The 14,922-nt window shown below is 69.8% G+C and carries 14 protein-coding genes; 5 read left to right on the top strand and 9 right to left on the bottom strand.

Annotation, left to right across the window (positions count from 1 at the left end; genetic code table 11):
• Positions 1-262 (top strand): energy transducer TonB (locus tag K0M70_RS13460; RefSeq protein WP_290782774.1); only part of this gene is annotated, 262 nt, incomplete at its 5' end.
• 12 nt (positions 263-274) lie between these two features.
• On the opposite strand, the gene K0M70_RS13455 is transcribed toward K0M70_RS13460, so the two are convergent.
• Positions 275-1,546, bottom strand: a complete 1,272-nt coding sequence (locus tag K0M70_RS13455) for an amidohydrolase family protein (protein WP_290782773.1) — start codon at positions 1,544-1,546, stop codon at positions 275-277.
• A complete protein-coding gene (locus tag K0M70_RS13450) occupies positions 1,543-2,919 on the bottom strand; it encodes an amidohydrolase (protein WP_290782776.1) in 1,377 nt (458 codons plus the stop codon). The genes K0M70_RS13455 and K0M70_RS13450 overlap by 4 nt, the downstream gene beginning before the upstream one ends.
• A gap of 146 nt (positions 2,920-3,065) precedes the next feature.
• Between K0M70_RS13450 and K0M70_RS13445 the strand changes: the two genes are divergently transcribed.
• Positions 3,066-3,842 (top strand): AMP nucleosidase, encoded by a 777-nt coding sequence (locus tag K0M70_RS13445; RefSeq protein ID WP_290782771.1) that lies wholly within the window; start codon positions 3,066-3,068, stop codon positions 3,840-3,842.
• A 3-nt stretch (positions 3,843-3,845) separates the two neighbouring features.
• On the opposite strand, the gene K0M70_RS13440 is transcribed toward K0M70_RS13445, so the two are convergent.
• From K0M70_RS13440 to K0M70_RS13420, 5 genes are all read right to left on the bottom strand, one after another.
• Positions 3,846-4,175, bottom strand: coding sequence for a hypothetical protein (locus tag K0M70_RS13440; protein WP_290782769.1), 330 nt, complete (start codon positions 4,173-4,175; stop codon positions 3,846-3,848).
• A 133-nt stretch (positions 4,176-4,308) separates the two neighbouring features.
• Entirely contained in the window at positions 4,309-5,238 is a 930-nt protein-coding gene (grxD, locus tag K0M70_RS13435) for a Grx4 family monothiol glutaredoxin (RefSeq protein WP_290782767.1), read from the bottom strand.
• A gap of 112 nt (positions 5,239-5,350) precedes the next feature.
• A complete protein-coding gene (locus K0M70_RS13430) occupies positions 5,351-5,977 on the bottom strand; it encodes a GDSL-type esterase/lipase family protein (protein ID WP_290782766.1) in 627 nt (208 codons plus the stop codon).
• 13 nt (positions 5,978-5,990) lie between these two features.
• Complete coding sequence (locus tag K0M70_RS13425; protein ID WP_290782764.1) at positions 5,991-7,235, bottom strand: aminotransferase class I/II-fold pyridoxal phosphate-dependent enzyme; 1,245 nt, start codon at positions 7,233-7,235, stop codon at positions 5,991-5,993.
• An 81-nt stretch (positions 7,236-7,316) separates the two neighbouring features.
• Entirely contained in the window at positions 7,317-7,697 is a 381-nt protein-coding gene (locus tag K0M70_RS13420; RefSeq protein ID WP_290782762.1) for a DUF4345 family protein, read from the bottom strand.
• A 61-nt stretch (positions 7,698-7,758) separates the two neighbouring features.
• Here K0M70_RS13420 and rsgA point away from each other — a divergent pair, with 61 nt between their 5' ends.
• Both rsgA and K0M70_RS13410 read left to right on the top strand, forming a co-directional pair.
• Positions 7,759-8,835 (top strand): ribosome small subunit-dependent GTPase A, encoded by a 1,077-nt coding sequence (gene rsgA, locus K0M70_RS13415; protein WP_343211217.1) that lies wholly within the window; start codon positions 7,759-7,761, stop codon positions 8,833-8,835.
• Complete coding sequence (locus K0M70_RS13410) at positions 8,835-10,097, top strand: flavohemoglobin expression-modulating QEGLA motif protein (RefSeq protein WP_290782761.1); 1,263 nt, start codon at positions 8,835-8,837, stop codon at positions 10,095-10,097. The genes rsgA and K0M70_RS13410 overlap by 1 nt, the downstream gene beginning before the upstream one ends.
• Positions 10,098-10,107: 10 nt before the next feature.
• On the opposite strand, the gene K0M70_RS13405 is transcribed toward K0M70_RS13410, so the two are convergent.
• Both K0M70_RS13405 and phnD read right to left on the bottom strand, forming a co-directional pair.
• Positions 10,108-11,661, bottom strand: a complete 1,554-nt coding sequence (locus K0M70_RS13405; protein ID WP_290782759.1) for an ATP-binding cassette domain-containing protein — start codon at positions 11,659-11,661, stop codon at positions 10,108-10,110.
• A gap of 2 nt (positions 11,662-11,663) precedes the next feature.
• On the bottom strand, positions 11,664-12,593 hold the full coding sequence (gene phnD, locus K0M70_RS13400; protein ID WP_290782757.1) for a phosphate/phosphite/phosphonate ABC transporter substrate-binding protein: 930 nt from the start codon (positions 12,591-12,593) through the stop codon (positions 11,664-11,666).
• A 202-nt stretch (positions 12,594-12,795) separates the two neighbouring features.
• On the opposite strand from phnD, the gene K0M70_RS13395 reads away from it, so the two are divergent.
• Positions 12,796-14,922 (top strand): NADP-dependent malic enzyme (locus K0M70_RS13395; RefSeq protein ID WP_290782755.1); only part of this gene is annotated, 2,127 nt, incomplete at its 3' end.

Here is a 14,922-nt window from a genome sequence, read left to right as displayed (position 1 = left end):
CGTCGTGCCCAAGCGCCTGACGCCGATCGCCGTCAGCACGCCACAGCCGGCCTATCCGCCCGTAGCCCTGCGCAGCGGCATCACCGGCTCGGTGGAAGTGCAGCTCACCGTGCGCCGCGACGGCAGCGTTGCCAACGTGCGGGTGCTGTCGGCCAGGCCGCGCGGCACCTTCGAGCGTTCGGTGCTGGCCACGCTGCGCCAGTGGCGTTTCCAGCCGCTCGACGAAGACGTGACGATCATCCGCACGATCAACTTCCGCTGATCGCGCGGTGCATCAGCCGCCGGAGTAAGCCCGCGGCAGCGGGCCTTCGGGGGCCAGGTAGCGGTCGCGCAGTTCGGTCTGGCGCGAACGCATGCTGGCCAGCTTTCCGCCGAACCACACCTGTTCGGCCAGCGTGTTCACTTCCAGCGGATCGCCGCTCCACAGCACCAGGTCGGCCGCCTGGCCCACTTCGATGCGGCCGCGCTGGGCCGACAGGCCGAACACCTGCGCCGGCACCGACGTCAGGCCGGCCAGTCCGGCTTCCCACGGCAGGCCATACGCCACGGCGGTGCCCGCGAGCTGGCGGATCTTGCGCGCGTTGTGGGTGGCGTCGCCGCCCTGGGTGAAGCCCACCACTACCCCGGCGCGATGCAGGCGCGCGGCGTTCTCAAGCGTGGAGCCCAGGGCGTCGAAGCTCGACGGCAGGTTGGCCAGCGCGTCCACGAACACCGGTGCGTTGGCGGCCTTGAGCTGTGGCGCCACCATCCAGGCCTCGCTGCCGCCGACGATCACCGGCTTCACGCCGTGCCGGCGCGCAAAGGCCAGGGCCTGCCGGATGTCCGCCGCGCGGTCCACGTGGAAGACCACGCGGCCACCGGCCAGGTAGCCCGCCAGCGCGGTGCGGCCGGCGCGCGTGAGCAGGCCGTCGCCGCTGCCGGCGCGGGCTTCGGACACCGCCTGTTCGAGCAGCATCCACTGGCCCGCGCGGCTGCCGCCCGACAGCGGCGACGCACCGCCGCCCAGGCTCACGAACAGGCTGCGGCTGCCGGGCAGGGCGGCGTCGAAGCGGCCGTCGAGCAGCATCGCGCTGCCCTGGCCGGCAACGAAGCTGCCGCCCGGCAGGCTGCCCGGCGACAGCACGGTGAAGGTGATGCCCTCCACCCGCGTTACGCCGATGGCGGCCGAACGCGGGTTGTAGGCCACGTCCACGTCGAACTCCGGGCGCCATGAACTGCCCTCGTGCGCCGGCATCATCGCGCCCAACGCGAGGTTGGCGTCCACGGTGGCGGCCTCGCCCGACACTTCTTCAATGCCCAGGCCCGTGAGGCCGGCGAACAGGCCGGGCGTCAACGGCCGGCCCTTGGCGTCCACCACCGTCATGCCCGCCGGCGCCGCGAGGTTCGCGCCCACGGCGCGCACCACGCCCCCCTGCACCAGCACGTCGTGGTCCTTGAGCGTGCCCTGGGTGCCGGCGGTGTGCACGGTGGCGTTGCGAACCAGCAGGTCCTGCGCGGCGACGGGCAGGGCGACGCAGAGCGTCAATGCCATCAGCAGGCGATTCATGGCGTCACCTCCTGGCCGAGCATGAAATCGGTGACGGGCTGCCTCGATTTGTCGTTGATGTCGTACAGCAGGGCGCCGTCCACGTAGACGTTTTCGGCCTTGGCGTACACGCTGAAGGGGTTGCCGTTCCACACCACCACGTCGGCCATCTTGCCCTCGGCCAGCTCACCGGTCTGGTCGGCGATGCCGATGGAGCGCGCGGCGTTGCTGGTGAGCCAGCGGATGGCGCGTTCGGGCGGCAGCTTCAGCCCCACGCGTTCGCCGCGCACCATTACTTTCGCGGCCTCCTGGTTCAGGCGCTGGATGCCTTCGGCAGAATCCGAGTGCACGATCGCGCAGCCGCGCTCGGGTCGGTCCACCAGGGCGATGTTTTCCTGGATGCCGTCGTAGGCCTCCATCTTGAAGCCCCACCAGTCGGCCCACAGCGCGCCGCAGATACCCTCGGCGGCCAACGTGTCGGCCAGCTTGTAGGCCTCCACGCCGTGGTGGAAGGCGGCGATCTTGAAGTCGAACTCCTTGGCCAGGTCGATCATCAGCGCCATTTCATCGGCGCGGTAGCAGTGGATGTGCACGGTGATCTCGCCGCGCAGCACGCCGGCCAGCGTGTCCAGGCGCAGGTCGCGCGTGGGTGGTTCGGCCGCCGCTTCGTCTTTCTTTTTCTTGCGGCCGGTGTCGTCCTGGCCGGTTTCGTACTTGTCCCAGGCGCGGCGGTAGGCCTGCGCTTCGATGAAGGCGGCGCGGTAGCCGGCCAGGTTGCCCATGCGGGTCATCGGCGACTGGCCCTGGCCGCCGTACACGCGCTTGGGGTTTTCGCCGCAGGCCATCTTCAGGCCGTGCGGCGCGCCGGGGAACTTCATGTCCTGCACGGTGAGGGCGGCGACGTTCTTGAGCACGGTGCCGCGGCCGCCGATCAGGTTGGCCGAGCCGGGCAGCACCATCAGCGAGGTGACGCCGCCGGCCAGGGCCGTGGCGAAGCCCGGATCCTGCGGCCACACGCCGTGTTCGGCCCAGACCTGGGCGGTCACCGGGGCGGTCATTTCGTTGCCGTCCGAGTGCGCGCCGACGCCGGGGCTGGGGTACACGCCCAGGTGCGAGTGCACGTCGATGATGCCCGGGGTCACCCATTTGCCCGTGCCGTCCACCACGGCCGCGCCGGCGTCGCTCAGCCCGGTGCCGACCTTGGCGATCCGGCCGTCGCGCATCAGCACGTCGGCGCCCTCCAGGCGCTCGCCGTTGCCCACCAGCACGGTGGCGTTGCGGATCAGCACCGGACCCGACGTGATCGGGCGGTACGTGCTGGCGAAAGGCGCCTGCGCGGCCGGCGCAAGCGCGGGCAGCGCAAGCGCGATAGCGGCCAGCAGCGTGGCCTTCAACGGTATGGACATGGATGGACTCCCCCTGGAAGCGCCCACCCTAGCCGGGGCCGCGGGGCATTGCCAAGGGGGCCCGGGCCTTCACGCAAGGGCCACGGTAGAATGGCCGGGCAACGCGTATAAAAAAAACAAAAAGGAGAAGACCCATGAAAGACAAACAGGAAATCGTCAGCAACTGGCTGCCCCGCTACACGGGCGTGCCGCTGGGCGAATTCGGCGAACACATCCTGCTGACTAATTTCGGCGGCTACCTCAACACGTTCTCGCGCCTTTCCGGTGCGCCCATCGTCGGCACGGACCGGCCGATGCCCAGCGCCACTGCCGACGGCATCACCATGATCAACTTCGGCATGGGCAGCGCCAACGCCGCCACGGTGATGGACCTGCTGTCGGCCATCGACCCCAAGGCGGTGCTGTTCCTGGGCAAGTGCGGCGGGCTCAAGCGCAAGAACCAGCTGGGCGACCTGATCCTGCCCATTGCCGCCATCCGCGGCGAAGGCACCAGCAACGATTACCTGCTGCCCGAAGTGCCGGCGCTACCGGCCTTCGCGCTGCAGCGCGCCGTGTCCACCATGATCCGCGACCTTGAACACGACTACTGGACCGGCACGGTGTTCACCACCAACCGTCGCGTCTGGGAGCACGACGAGCCGTTCAAGGAATACCTGCGCAAGCTGCGCTGCATGGCCATCGACATGGAAACCGCGACCATCTTCTCGGCCGGCTTCGCCAACTCGATCCCGGCCGGCGCGCTTCTGCTGGTGTCGGACCAGCCGATGATTCCCGAAGGCATCAAGACCGAAGCGTCCGACCGCGTGGTGACCGAGCACTTCGTCGAACGCCACATCCAGATCGGCATCGAGGCGCTGCGCCTGATCCGCCGGCACGGCAAGTCGGTCAAGCACCTGCGTTTCGACGAGTAAGCGCTACCAGTTGAAGACGAAGCCGACCACGTCGGGCGTCGGCTTGCCTTCGGTGAAGCGGACCGTGCATTCCACGATCTGCTTCACTTCCGACGTCAGGCCCGGCTCGATGACGATCGGGGCGGTGAGGAATTTCTCACCGTTGGGCGCGTCGCGCATGCTGGCGGCCAGCGCCGACACGTCAAGCTCGTAGAGCTTGCCGCCCAGGCGCGATTTGGTGTCGTCTTCACAGGCTTTGGCGGCCAGCTCGTTCGGCGTGCCGCCGACCGCTTCACCGCCACCGCCGCAGCCAGCCAATGCCGCGGCTATCGAGATCACCAACCAAGTGCGCATCCCACCCCTCCTGGTCCAAGCCATTGCCCGTATGCCCGGAAACTCCGGCCGGGCGGGCCTGCAGACAGGCCTAAATTAGCGCAAATGCTCTACGTGCGCCAATGGCGCTGTCGTGAAGGGTCGGACCGGACACTCAGTAGCGCGGCACCGACGGGTCGATGTCGGTGGACCAGGCGTCGATGCCGCCTTCGACGTTGTAGAGGTCGTGGAAGCCCAGGTTGCGGAAGTGTTCGGCGGCCTGGCGGCTGGAGTTGCCGTGGTGGCACAGGAAGGCGATCGGCAGGTCCTTGGGCAGCTCGGCCAGGCGGCCGGCGCTGTCCTCGTCCAGCACCTCGTGCGGGTGCGGGAACGGGGCCAGGGCGCGGGCGTGGGCGGGGCGCACGTCCACCACGTCGATGGTGCCGGCGATGATGTGGTCGTGCAGCTGCTGCACCGTCATGGCCTTCACGGCCGGCGGCGCGTTGGGGTTGTGGATGGCCAGGCCGGCGCCGCGGACGTCTTCCACCCAGTCGATGCGGATGCCGCGGGCGCGGGGCGCGCTGGCCAGGTCCAGGTGCAGGCGGATGCCGGCGGCTTCGCTGACGATCTCCTGGCCGGTGGCCGGCTTGAGCTCGAAGCGGGCGTTGAAGCGCGGGTCCACCGACAGGTGCAGCACGGCGTCGTCGTCGTTGCCGGCGATGGCGCGGCCGATGGCCTCGGCGGCGGCGGGCGTGATTTCGATCGGCGGCGGGGTGCGGTCGGGCGCGGCCAGGCCCAGGGCTTCGTGCAGCTCACCGCTGTTGAGCATCTGTTCGATGATGTCGCTGCCGCCAAGCAGTTCACCGCCGACGTAGAGCTGGGGAATGGTCGGCCACTGGCCGTAAACCTTGATGCCTTCGCGGATCTCGGCGTCGGCCAGCACGTCCACGTGGCCGAAGTCCGGCACCAGGCCGCCCAGGATGCCGACCGCCTTGGCCGAGAAGCCACACTGCGGCCCCTGCGGGTTGCCCTTCATGAAAAGCACGACGTGGTGCGCGCCGAGGATCTGTTCGATGCGGGTGCGGGTTTCAGGGGACAGGGACATGGCCGGCTCCAGTGGGGAAGCCGCCATTTTACCCCCACGCGCTGAACCCCACCGCGCAGAACCCGGGTAATGCCGAAAAATGTACCCGGTACCTTTTCCGGATTTCCCGGGCCTACGGCGGAGTGGGGCGAAGCCGGGGCAGGGCGACGGCCAGCGCCTGCAGGGTCCAGGCCGCGTACATCGCGGCGGACGGGTGCAGGCCGTCGGCCGCAATGCCGTCGGGATGGGCGCCCAACTGGCGACTGACCGGGGCGATGTCCACGAAAGCGACCCCGCGGGCCGCGCACTGGCCCGACGCGGCGGCGTTGTAGGCGTCCAGCTCACTGGCGATCAGCGCGGTGTCGCGGCCGGAGGCCTGGCCGAAGGGCGTCACGCCCCAGTCGGGTATGGCCAGCGCGAGCACGCGGTCGGTGCGGCCGCCGGCCAGCGCGACCGCGCGCTCAAGCAGCACGGCGAACTCCTGCACGTAGTTGGCCACGTCGCGGCCCCGGTACTGGTTGTTCACGCCAATCAGCAGGGACACGAGGTCCCAGGTGCCCAGCGGCTCGGCCGCGTCCATGGCGGCAGAGAGCTCGTCGGTGGACCAGCCGGTGGTGGCGATGATGCGCGGGTCGGCGACGGCGACCCCGCGCTCGCGCAGCGCCGCGGCCAACTGCACCGGCCAGCGCCCCGCTTCAGGCACCGACTCGCCGATGGTGTACGAGTCGCCCAGCGCCAGGTAGCTCAGCGGCTGCGCCACGGGTTTTCCGGCCTCAGGCCACTTGCCGCGCACGGGCGCGGGCGGCGTGCCTGGCCAGGGCGCGGTCGATGCGCAGGAAGACTTCGCGGATCAGGTTGGCATCGGGCAGCAGCGTGATGCGGAAATGCCGCGAGCCGGGCACGTTGAAGCCGCTGCCGGGCACCACCAGCACGTCTTCGTCCTCGAGCAGTTCCAGCGCGAACGCCTGGTCGTCGAAATCAACCGCGGCATCGCCGACCACCTCCGGGAAGGCGTACAGCGCACCCGCGGGCGCCACCAGCGACAGGTGCTGGCTGGCCTGGCAGCATTCGATCGCCGCGCGTCGCGATTCGTGCAGCCGGCCGCCCGCGCCGGTCAGTTCCAGGATGGTTTCCGGGCCGGTCAGCGCCGCGGGCACGGCGAACTGCGCCGGCACGTTCGCGCACAGGCGCAGCGCGCTGAGCAGGTCCATCGCGTGGTGGTAGTCGCCGATCTTCAGCGGGTCGCCCGACAGCACCGCCCAGCCCACGCGCCAGCCGCAGGCGCGCCACACCTTCGACAGGCCGCCGAAGCTCAGGCAGGGCACGTCGCCGGCCAGCGGCGCCAGGGGCGTGAACCGGGCCTGGTCGTAGAGAATGCCGTCGTAGATCTCGTCGGCCATCAGCAGCAGCCGGTGCCGCGCCGCGATGTCCACCAGCCGCTGCAGGATCTCGCGCGGGTAGTTGGCGCCGGTCGGGTTGTTCGGATTGATCACCACCAGGGCGCGGGTGCGCGGGGTGATGAGGCTCTCGATCTCGTCGGGGTCGGGCAGGAACCCATTCTCCGGGCGGCACGAGTAGTACACCGGCCGACCCTGGTTGAGGATGGTGGCCGCGCTCCACAGCGGATAGTCCGGGCTGGGCAGCAGCACTTCCTCGCCCGGGTTGAGCAGGGCGCGCAGGGAAATGTCGATCAGCTCGCTGACGCCGTTGCCGATGAACACGCGGTCGGCGTGCGCATGGGGCGTGCCGCGCTGGCGGTGGAACAGCGCCAGCGCTTCGCGCGCCAGCGGCAGGCCCTGCTGGTGCGTGTACGGGTCGCTGTCGGGGACGTTGCGGGCCAGCGCGTCCTGCAGGTGCGCCGGCGTGCGGAAGCCGAAGGCGCCGGGGTTGCCGATGTTCAGGCGGATCAGGTGACGGCCCTGGCCCTCGAGCTCGCGGGCGCGGCGGGACAGTTCACCGCGGATGTCGTAACGGACCTCGCGAAGGCTCAGGCGGGTCGGCAGGGGCGAATGGGGCATGGTGAAGGCGAACTCGGCGCAGGGATCCTGCGTCGAGATTAACGGAATCTTGACGCGCTTTCAGCCCAATCCTGCGGCCGATCAGGCCTTGCCGGCCCGCAGGGCGACGATGGCCGCCAGCGTGAAGCCGATCTCCCAGACCAGGGCGCCGGCGAAGAAGCCAGTGAACTCGCCGGTCAGGCCGATGCCCAGCAGGCGCGCGGCGGCGATGCCGCCGTTCACCAGCGCCACCGACCACAGCCCCGGGATGCGCCAGGCCGGCTTGGCCGCGCAGGCGAACAGGAACGCCGCCAGGCCCAGCTCCAGCCCGCCGTAGAAGGCCCGCAGCTCAACCAGCCCGGCCGTGGTGCCGGTGATGCCGACCGACCCCAGTACCGCCGCGGGGGCCGCCACGATGGCCAGGCCGAAACCCAGGAAACCAAGGCCGGCCAGGCAGAGCAATGCGATTCGGAATCGTTCCATGTTCGTATCCTGAGCGGCGGGCGGTGAGTGGAGCGTGCAGGCAGGGGTATCATTCCGGCCAATGCAGCCTACCCCAGAAGCCCTCGACCACCTGCGCGCCATTGGCTGGCCCGACGATGTCCCCAGCCGCGCCGCGCTCGCCGCCGCCCAGGGCGCCCGCCTGGCCCGCGTGGTCGGCCAGCACCGCAGCGCCTACGACGTGGCCACCCAGGCCAATGAAATCATCAAGGTGCAGCCGCCGCTGCCCTGGACCCGCCCCCGCTGCCCGCCTGAGAACCGCGCCGCGGTGGGCGACTGGGTGACGCTGGATGAGGCGGGCAAGAACATCCTGGGTTTCCTGCCGCGCCGGTCCATCCTCAAGCGCGGAGCTGCCGGCGAGCACCACCGCCAGCAGCTGATCGCCGCGAATGTTGATCATGTGCTGGTGGTGGTCGGTCTGGACCAGGACTTCAACCCGCGCCGGATCGAACGCTACCTGGTGGTGATCCGCGCCAGCGGCGCCGACCCGGTCCTGGTGCTGACCAAGGCCGACGAGTGCGAGATCGTCGAGGACTGCATCGACCTGCTGATCGAAGTGGAAGAGTCGGGCGTGCCGATCCACGCGGTGAACGCCAAGGACCCGGCCAGCACCGCCATTCTTCATCCTTATCTCGCCGCCGGCCACACGGTGGTGCTGGTGGGCAGCTCGGGCGCCGGCAAGTCCACGCTCACCAACACGCTGTTGGGCCGCGAGAAGATGAAAACCAACACCGTGCGCGGCAACGACTCGCGCGGCCGCCACACCACCACGTCGCGCGTGCTCACGCCGCTGCCGCAGGGTGGCTGCCTGATCGACACGCCGGGCATGCGCGAAGTGAAGTTCAGCGGCGACGAAGACATCGTGGACGCGTTCGAGGACATCGAGGCGCTGTCGGGCGCCTGCCGCTTCCGCGACTGCGTCCACGGCAACGAGCCGGGCTGCGCGGTGCGCGCCGCCATCGAAGACGACACGCTGGACGAAGCGCGCTTCCTGCACTTCCTCAAGCTGCGCGGTGAAGTGGAGGCCGCGGTGGTGACCCAGGCCGCGCGCCGTGCCGAGGAAGCGCTGGCCAAGACCGCCGCGCACAAGCGCAACAAGGACAAGCTCGGGCGCCGCTGATGAGCGACGCCGAGCGATCGCTGGCCCACCACGCCGCGCTCGATGCGCGCCTGGTGGCGGCGGTGCGCGGCATCCGGCTGCTTGAATCGGTGAGCTGGCCGGCGCAGGCGCAGGAACAGTTCCTGGCCGCGTGGAAGATCGGCCGCATCCACCTGCCCAAGGTCGAATACCCGCGCGGCGACTACGGCGCCATCCGCACCGAGCTGGAGGCCGTGGACCAGGCCGCCGACCCCGACGACCCGCTGGGCCGCTACCTGCTGCTGACCTCGGAAAGCTGGCGCATCACCACGCGCCTGCTGGACGCGGTGGGCACGCACCGCGTCACCGCCTATTCGTCGCGCCTGTTCGGCCGGCCGATGGAAACCCTGCCAGGCGACGGCCCCACGCACCTGGACGCCGCCCAGCACTTCATCAGCCTGGCCAACGAAATGGACCAGGAGCTGCGCGAGGTCGAGCCCGACTACGTGCTGCCGGCCGAAACGGTGCAGCTGGAGCTGCAGACGGCGATTGATGCCTTCTTCACCCAGCACAAGGTGCGCGTGGAGCTGGACCCGAACCTGATCTCGAAGGCCGCCGCCAGCGCGACGCGCATCCGCCTGCGCACGAACACCGGCTTCTCCGAATACGACCGCAACCAGCTGCTGGTGCACGAGGCCTTCGTGCACTCGCTCACCGGGCTCAACGGCCGCGAGCAGCCGCACTTCAAGTCCATGGCGCGCGGTTCGCCGCGCACCACGGCCACGCAGGAAGGCCTGGCCACGTTCGCCGAGCTGATCTCGGGCTCGATGGACATCGAGCGCATGAAGCGCATCAGCCTGCGCATCGTCGCCATTGACAAGGCCATCCACGGCGCGGACTTCGTGGACGTGTTCCGCTTCTTCCTGGATTCGGGCCAGAGCCCGCTCGACAGCTTCACCTCCAGCCAGCGCGTGTTCCGCGGCGTGCCGCTGGGCGGCGGCGCGGCGTTCACCAAGGACACCGTGTACCTGCGCGGCCTGCTGTCGGTGCACACCTATTTCCGCTGGTGCCTGCGCCACCACAAGCTGGGCCAGGCCCGGCAGCTGTTCGCCGGCAAGATTGCGCTGGAAGACGTGTTCGCGCTGGAAGGCGCGTTCGAATCCGGCGCCATCGCGGCGCCGCTTTATGTTCCGCCCTGGATGCAGCGGGCGAATGGCCTGGCGGGGATGCTGGCGTTCTCGCTGTTCGCCAACAAGATCCGGCTGGACCGGGTGGACGCCGACGACCTGGTGCTGGGTCTCTAGCCGGGGCGGCTCAGACGAACGCGCGCCGGATCCGCGACGCCGCGGTATCGAACGCGATCACGGCGGCGACCAGGATCACCAGGATCACGCCGACCACGTGCCAGTTGCCCCAGTCCACGGCCAGCTTGAGCTCGTAGCCGATGCCGCCGGCGCCAACGATGCCCAGCACCGTGGCGGTGCGGAAGTTGTACTCAAGCATGAACACGCTGGCTGAAAGCAGGGCCAGCCGGCTGGCCGGTGCCACGGCGGCGAAGAAGCGCTGCGTGCGCGACAGGCCCAGTGCCCGCAGCGCCTGCGGCACCCGATCGTCGACGCTTTCCAGGGCTTCGTAATAGAACTTGCTGAGATAGCCCAGCGAATAAACCGCCAGCGCCAGCACGCCGGGCAGCGCGCCCAGGCCGAAGGCTCCCACCGCCAGCAGCGCCCACAGCAGCGAAGGCACGGCGCGGATGGCGTTGAGCAGGGCGCGCGTGGGCTGCCGCAGCCAGGCGGGACCCACGTTGTGTGCGGCGCAGGCCGCCAGCGGCAGCGACAGCACGATGGCGATCAGGGTGCCCAGCCATGCCATCAGCAGCGTATCGAGCAGGGCCACGCCCAGCGCGCCGAACTCAAGGGCCATGAACTGTTCCGAGCTGGGCACCAGCGCCGCGGCGAAGCGCGCGGCGTTCTGGCCGGCACCGGCCTGCGGCAGCTGCAGCTCCAGGGCGCTGACGGCAAAGGCCGTGATGGCGGCCAGGGCGCCCAGCGCCAGGCCGCCGCCCAGCCAGCGTCGCCACGCCGGGCGCTGTGCTCCGGCGCTGGCGCGCGCGAAGGCGGCGGCGGGCGAGCCCAGGGGTTCGAAGTCGGGCGGGGCCAGGTTGGGCGCGGCGGGGACGCTGGGCGGCGCCGGCAGGGGCGCGGGCGTCGGGGCCGGCCGTTGTTCGTCGAGGGTTTCCACCGGCAGGCGCACCACGCGGTCGGCGAACTCGTCCGCCAGCTGCGCGTCGTGCAGCACGCTGATCAGCGTCAGGCCCTGGCTGCGGCGCAGTTCGTCGAGCAGCTGCATCAGCGCGCGCGCCGATGCGGGGTCGAGGGATGCGGCGGGTTCGTCGGCCAGCAGGATGGTCGGGCGTGACATCAGGGCCCGCGCAATCGCCACGCGCTGCTGCTCGCCGCCGCTGAGCTGGTCCACGCGGACCCGGGCGCGGGCCAGCAGCCCGAATTTTTCCAGCCAGCCCAGGGCCTGCGCGCGCCGTTGTGCGCCGTAACCCGTCAACGAGCGCAGCAGCCCGGCTTCGGCCGCGGCGCCATGCAGCACGTTGGTCAGGGCCGAACTCGAACCGACCAGGCGGAAGTCCTGATGGATGCTGGCCACCCGGCCCAGCACCGCCACGTCGCCCGCCTGCGGGGTGCAGTCGCCGGCCAGCACCCGCATCAGTGTGGTCTTGCCGCTGCCCGACGGGCCGACGATGGCCACGTGCGAGCCGGCCGCGAAGTCCAGCGACAGGCGGTCGAGCACGCGGACGCCGTCGCCCACCACCACCGTGACCTGCGTCAGGCGGGCGACCGGTGCCGGTGCAAGCATGTTCAGCGCGAAAGCCCTTCGATCGGGATGCCCGTGGCTTCGATGGCGTCCACGGCGGCGGCGACGTGCGCGTCTTCGTCCACTTCGACGAAGGTCGAGGCGCCGTAGACGTCGGCCAGCAGCTTGGGCTGCGTGCGGCTGATCTGCAGCAGCGCCTCGCGGATGCCGTCGCGGGTGGCCTGGTCGAGGCCCTTGCGCACCGCAACCAGGTGCGTGGGAACGCCCGGTGTGCGGCCCAGGATGCGCAGGCCGGCGCGCTGTTCGGCCGGCAGGTAGATGTCGCTGTTGGGGCCTTCCATCGTGTAGTCGCTGACGGCGGCGACGTCCGCGCGCCCTTCAGCCACTTCGCGCAGGGCCTGGGTGTAGGAGCCGCCGAAGGACACCTGCCGGAACGCGGCGCGCGGATTCTGCTTGCGCTCCAGCAGGCCCATTTCAATCAGCCGCCGGTAGGCGAAGACGTAGCCGCTGGTGCTGGTCGGGCTGGTGAAAACCATGTGCAGGCCGGGGGCCTGGGCCTTGATGTCCTGCACGTCGCGCAGCGGGCTGTCGGCGCGCACGACGAAAATCGAGTCGTAATCCGTGCGGGCGACGCCGCGGGTGTCCACGCGCTGTTCGGCCAGCAGCAGTTCAGCGCCGCCGTCGCGCCGCGCCAGCAGGAACGGCAGCGAACTGAGGTAGGCGGCATCGGCCTGGCCGCTGGTGAGCGCCTGCACCGACGCCGAATAGTCGGAAGGAACGATCACGCGGACCGGGCGGTTCAGCTGCTTTTCAAGGGCGGCGCTGAGCTGCTCGGCGGCTTCGCGCAGGGCGGTGGGCTCTTTCTGCTTCTGGAATACGAACACCAGTTCGTCGCGGGCCTGCGCTGCGGGCAGGCTGAGGACGAGGGCGAGCATCGAAAAGGCCACGGCGGCAACCACGCGCAAAGCGGACATCGGGCGACACCTCTGGCTTGAATTCTTCAATGGGAATGCGAATCTATATCATTTAGGAATGAATCTCAATTGACGCGGCCCGCTGCGCGCGGGGTCCCGGCTCGCGCCATACGGGCCCGTCGGCATCGGTCGCATCTGGCCGCTACAATCAAACTCCCTTCAAGGCGGCGCGTACGCGCCTGGCCCGAGACTGCCCCGACCCATGTCCGAACACGAAGATTTCAAGCAAGCCGCCCTCGATTACCACCGACTGGCGCCCGCCGGCAAAATCCGGGTCACCCCGACCAAGGCCATGGTGACCCAGCGTGACCTGGCCCTGGCGTATTCGCCGGGCGTGGCCGCGGCCTGCGAGGCCATCGTGGCCGACCCCAGCCAGGTCAGCTCGCTCACCGCGCGCGGCAACCTGGTGGGCGTCATCACCAACGGCACCGCCGTGCTGGGGCTGGGCAACATCGGGCCGCTGGCGGGCAAGCCGGTGATGGAAGGCAAGGGCGTGCTGTTCCAGAAGTTCGCCGGCATTGATGTGTTCGATCTGGAGATCAACGAGAACGATCCCGACAAGCTGGTGGAGATCATCGCCAGCCTCGAGCCCACCTTCGGCGGCATCAACCTCGAAGACATCAAGGCACCCGAGTGCTTCGTCGTGGAGAAGAAGCTGCGCGAGCGGCTGAAGATCCCGGTTTTCCACGACGACCAGCACGGCACGGCCATCATTGTTGGCGCGGCAGTGCTCAACGCGCTGCACGTGGTGGGCAAGGACATTGCGGACGTGAAGCTGGCGGTGAGCGGCGCGGGCGCGGCCGGCATCGCCTGCCTGGACATGCTGGTGGCGCTGGGCATGCAGCCCGGCAACATCCTGGTCAGCGACCGCGACGGCGTGCTGCATGCCGGCCGCGCCGACCTGGCGCCGGGTGGCGCCAACGCCGGCATCGTGCGCTACGCCCGCGACACCAGCGCGCGCTGCCTGGCCGACATCGTCGCCGGCGCCGACGTGTTCGTGGGCGTGTCGGCGGGCGGCATCCTCAAGCCCGAGATGCTGGCCACCATGGCCGCGCGGCCGATCATCTTCGCGCTGGCCAACCCCACGCCCGAGATTGATCCGGCGCTGGCCAAGCTGGCGCGCCCGGACGCCATCATCGCCACCGGCCGCAGCGACTATCCCAACCAGGTCAACAACGCGCTGTGCTTCCCGTACATCTTCCGCGGCGCGCTGGACGTGGGCGCCACCACCATCAATGAAGAGATGAAGCTGGCCTGCGTGCGCGCCATCGCAGACCTGGCGCGGCGTGAAGCCACCGACCTGGGCGCAGCCTACGCCGGCGAAACGCCATCTTTCGGCCCTGAGTACCTCATCCCGCGGCCGTTCGATCCGCGGCTGCTGGTGTCGCTGGCGCCTGCCGTGGCGCAGGCCGCGATGGACTCGGGCGTGGCGACGCGACCGATTGACGACATGCCGGCCTATCGCGACCGCCTCAGCAGCTGGGTGTTCCGCACGGGCCTGCTGATGAAGCCGGTGTTCGACCGCGCCCGCGCCGAGCGCAAGCGCGTGGTGTACGCCGAGGGCGAGGAAGAAACCGTGCTGCGCGCCGTGCAAACCGTGGTGGACGAGGGCCTGGCGCGGCCGATCCTGGTCGGCCGCCCGGCCGTCATCGAGCGCCGCATCGCGCGGCTTGGGCTGCGGCTGCGCCTGGGCGTGGACGTGGACGTGACCAACATCGACGACGATCCGCGCTTCAACGACTACTGGCAGCTTTATCACGAGATCATGCAGCGCAAGGGCATCACGCCGTCCGCGGCCAAGGCGCTGGTGCGTTCGCGCGACGTGGTGATTGCCGCGCTGATGGTGCGCCGTGGCGAGGCTGATGCGCTGCTGTGCGGCGTGGTGGGCCGCTATGTGCGCAAGCTGCGGTACGTGCGCGAGATCCTGGGCGTGGAAAGCGAAACCCGCGGGCTGTCGGCGCTCAGTGCGGTGCTCAATGACAAGGGCGTGCTGTTCTTCACCGACACGCACGTGAACGTGGACCCGACCGCGGCCGAGATCGCCGAATCGGTGATCCAGGCGGCGTTCCGCCTGAAGCTGTTCGGCATCGTGCCCAAGGCGGCGCTGGTGAGCCATTCCAACTTCGGCTCCAGCGAATCGCACAGCTCGCAGAAGATGCGCGACGCGCTGCAGATCCTGCGCCAGCGCGCGCCCAAGCTCGAGGTCGAAGGCGAGATGCACGCCGACATCGCCCTCAATGCCGAGGCCCGCGAGCGCATCTTCCCCAACTCGCGACTCACCGACCGCGCCAACCTGCTGGTGTTCGCCAACCTCGACGCCGCCACCGCC

It is taken from the genome of Arenimonas sp. (assembly GCF_019459675.1).
In the GTDB taxonomy this organism is placed as follows: Bacteria; Pseudomonadota; Gammaproteobacteria; order Xanthomonadales; family Xanthomonadaceae; genus Arenimonas.
The sequence above is the reverse complement of the archived record's forward strand: the minus strand, read 5'-3'. Positions and strand labels throughout refer to the sequence as shown.

What these genes read in the sequence shown, in the direction of transcription:
- K0M70_RS13445 (WP_290782771.1), top strand. Translation starts at nt 3,066, where the DNA reads ATGAAAGACAAACAGGAAATCGTCAGCAACTGGCTGCCCCGCTACACG.
- phnD (WP_290782757.1), bottom strand. Translation starts at nt 12,593, where the DNA reads ATGTCCGCTTTGCGCGTGGTTGCCGCCGTGGCCTTTTCGATGCTCGCC.
- rsgA (WP_343211217.1), top strand. Translation starts at nt 7,759, where the DNA reads ATGCAGCCTACCCCAGAAGCCCTCGACCACCTGCGCGCCATTGGCTGG.
- K0M70_RS13440 (WP_290782769.1), bottom strand. Translation starts at nt 4,175, where the DNA reads ATGCGCACTTGGTTGGTGATCTCGATAGCCGCGGCATTGGCTGGCTGC.
- K0M70_RS13410 (WP_290782761.1), top strand. Translation starts at nt 8,835, where the DNA reads ATGAGCGACGCCGAGCGATCGCTGGCCCACCACGCCGCGCTCGATGCG.
- K0M70_RS13425 (WP_290782764.1), bottom strand. Translation starts at nt 7,235, where the DNA reads ATGCCCCATTCGCCCCTGCCGACCCGCCTGAGCCTTCGCGAGGTCCGT.
- K0M70_RS13455 (WP_290782773.1), bottom strand. Translation starts at nt 1,546, where the DNA reads ATGAATCGCCTGCTGATGGCATTGACGCTCTGCGTCGCCCTGCCCGTC.
- K0M70_RS13420 (WP_290782762.1), bottom strand. Translation starts at nt 7,697, where the DNA reads ATGGAACGATTCCGAATCGCATTGCTCTGCCTGGCCGGCCTTGGTTTC.
- K0M70_RS13405 (WP_290782759.1), bottom strand. Translation starts at nt 11,661, where the DNA reads ATGCTTGCACCGGCACCGGTCGCCCGCCTGACGCAGGTCACGGTGGTG.
- grxD (WP_290782767.1), bottom strand. Translation starts at nt 5,238, where the DNA reads ATGTCCCTGTCCCCTGAAACCCGCACCCGCATCGAACAGATCCTCGGC.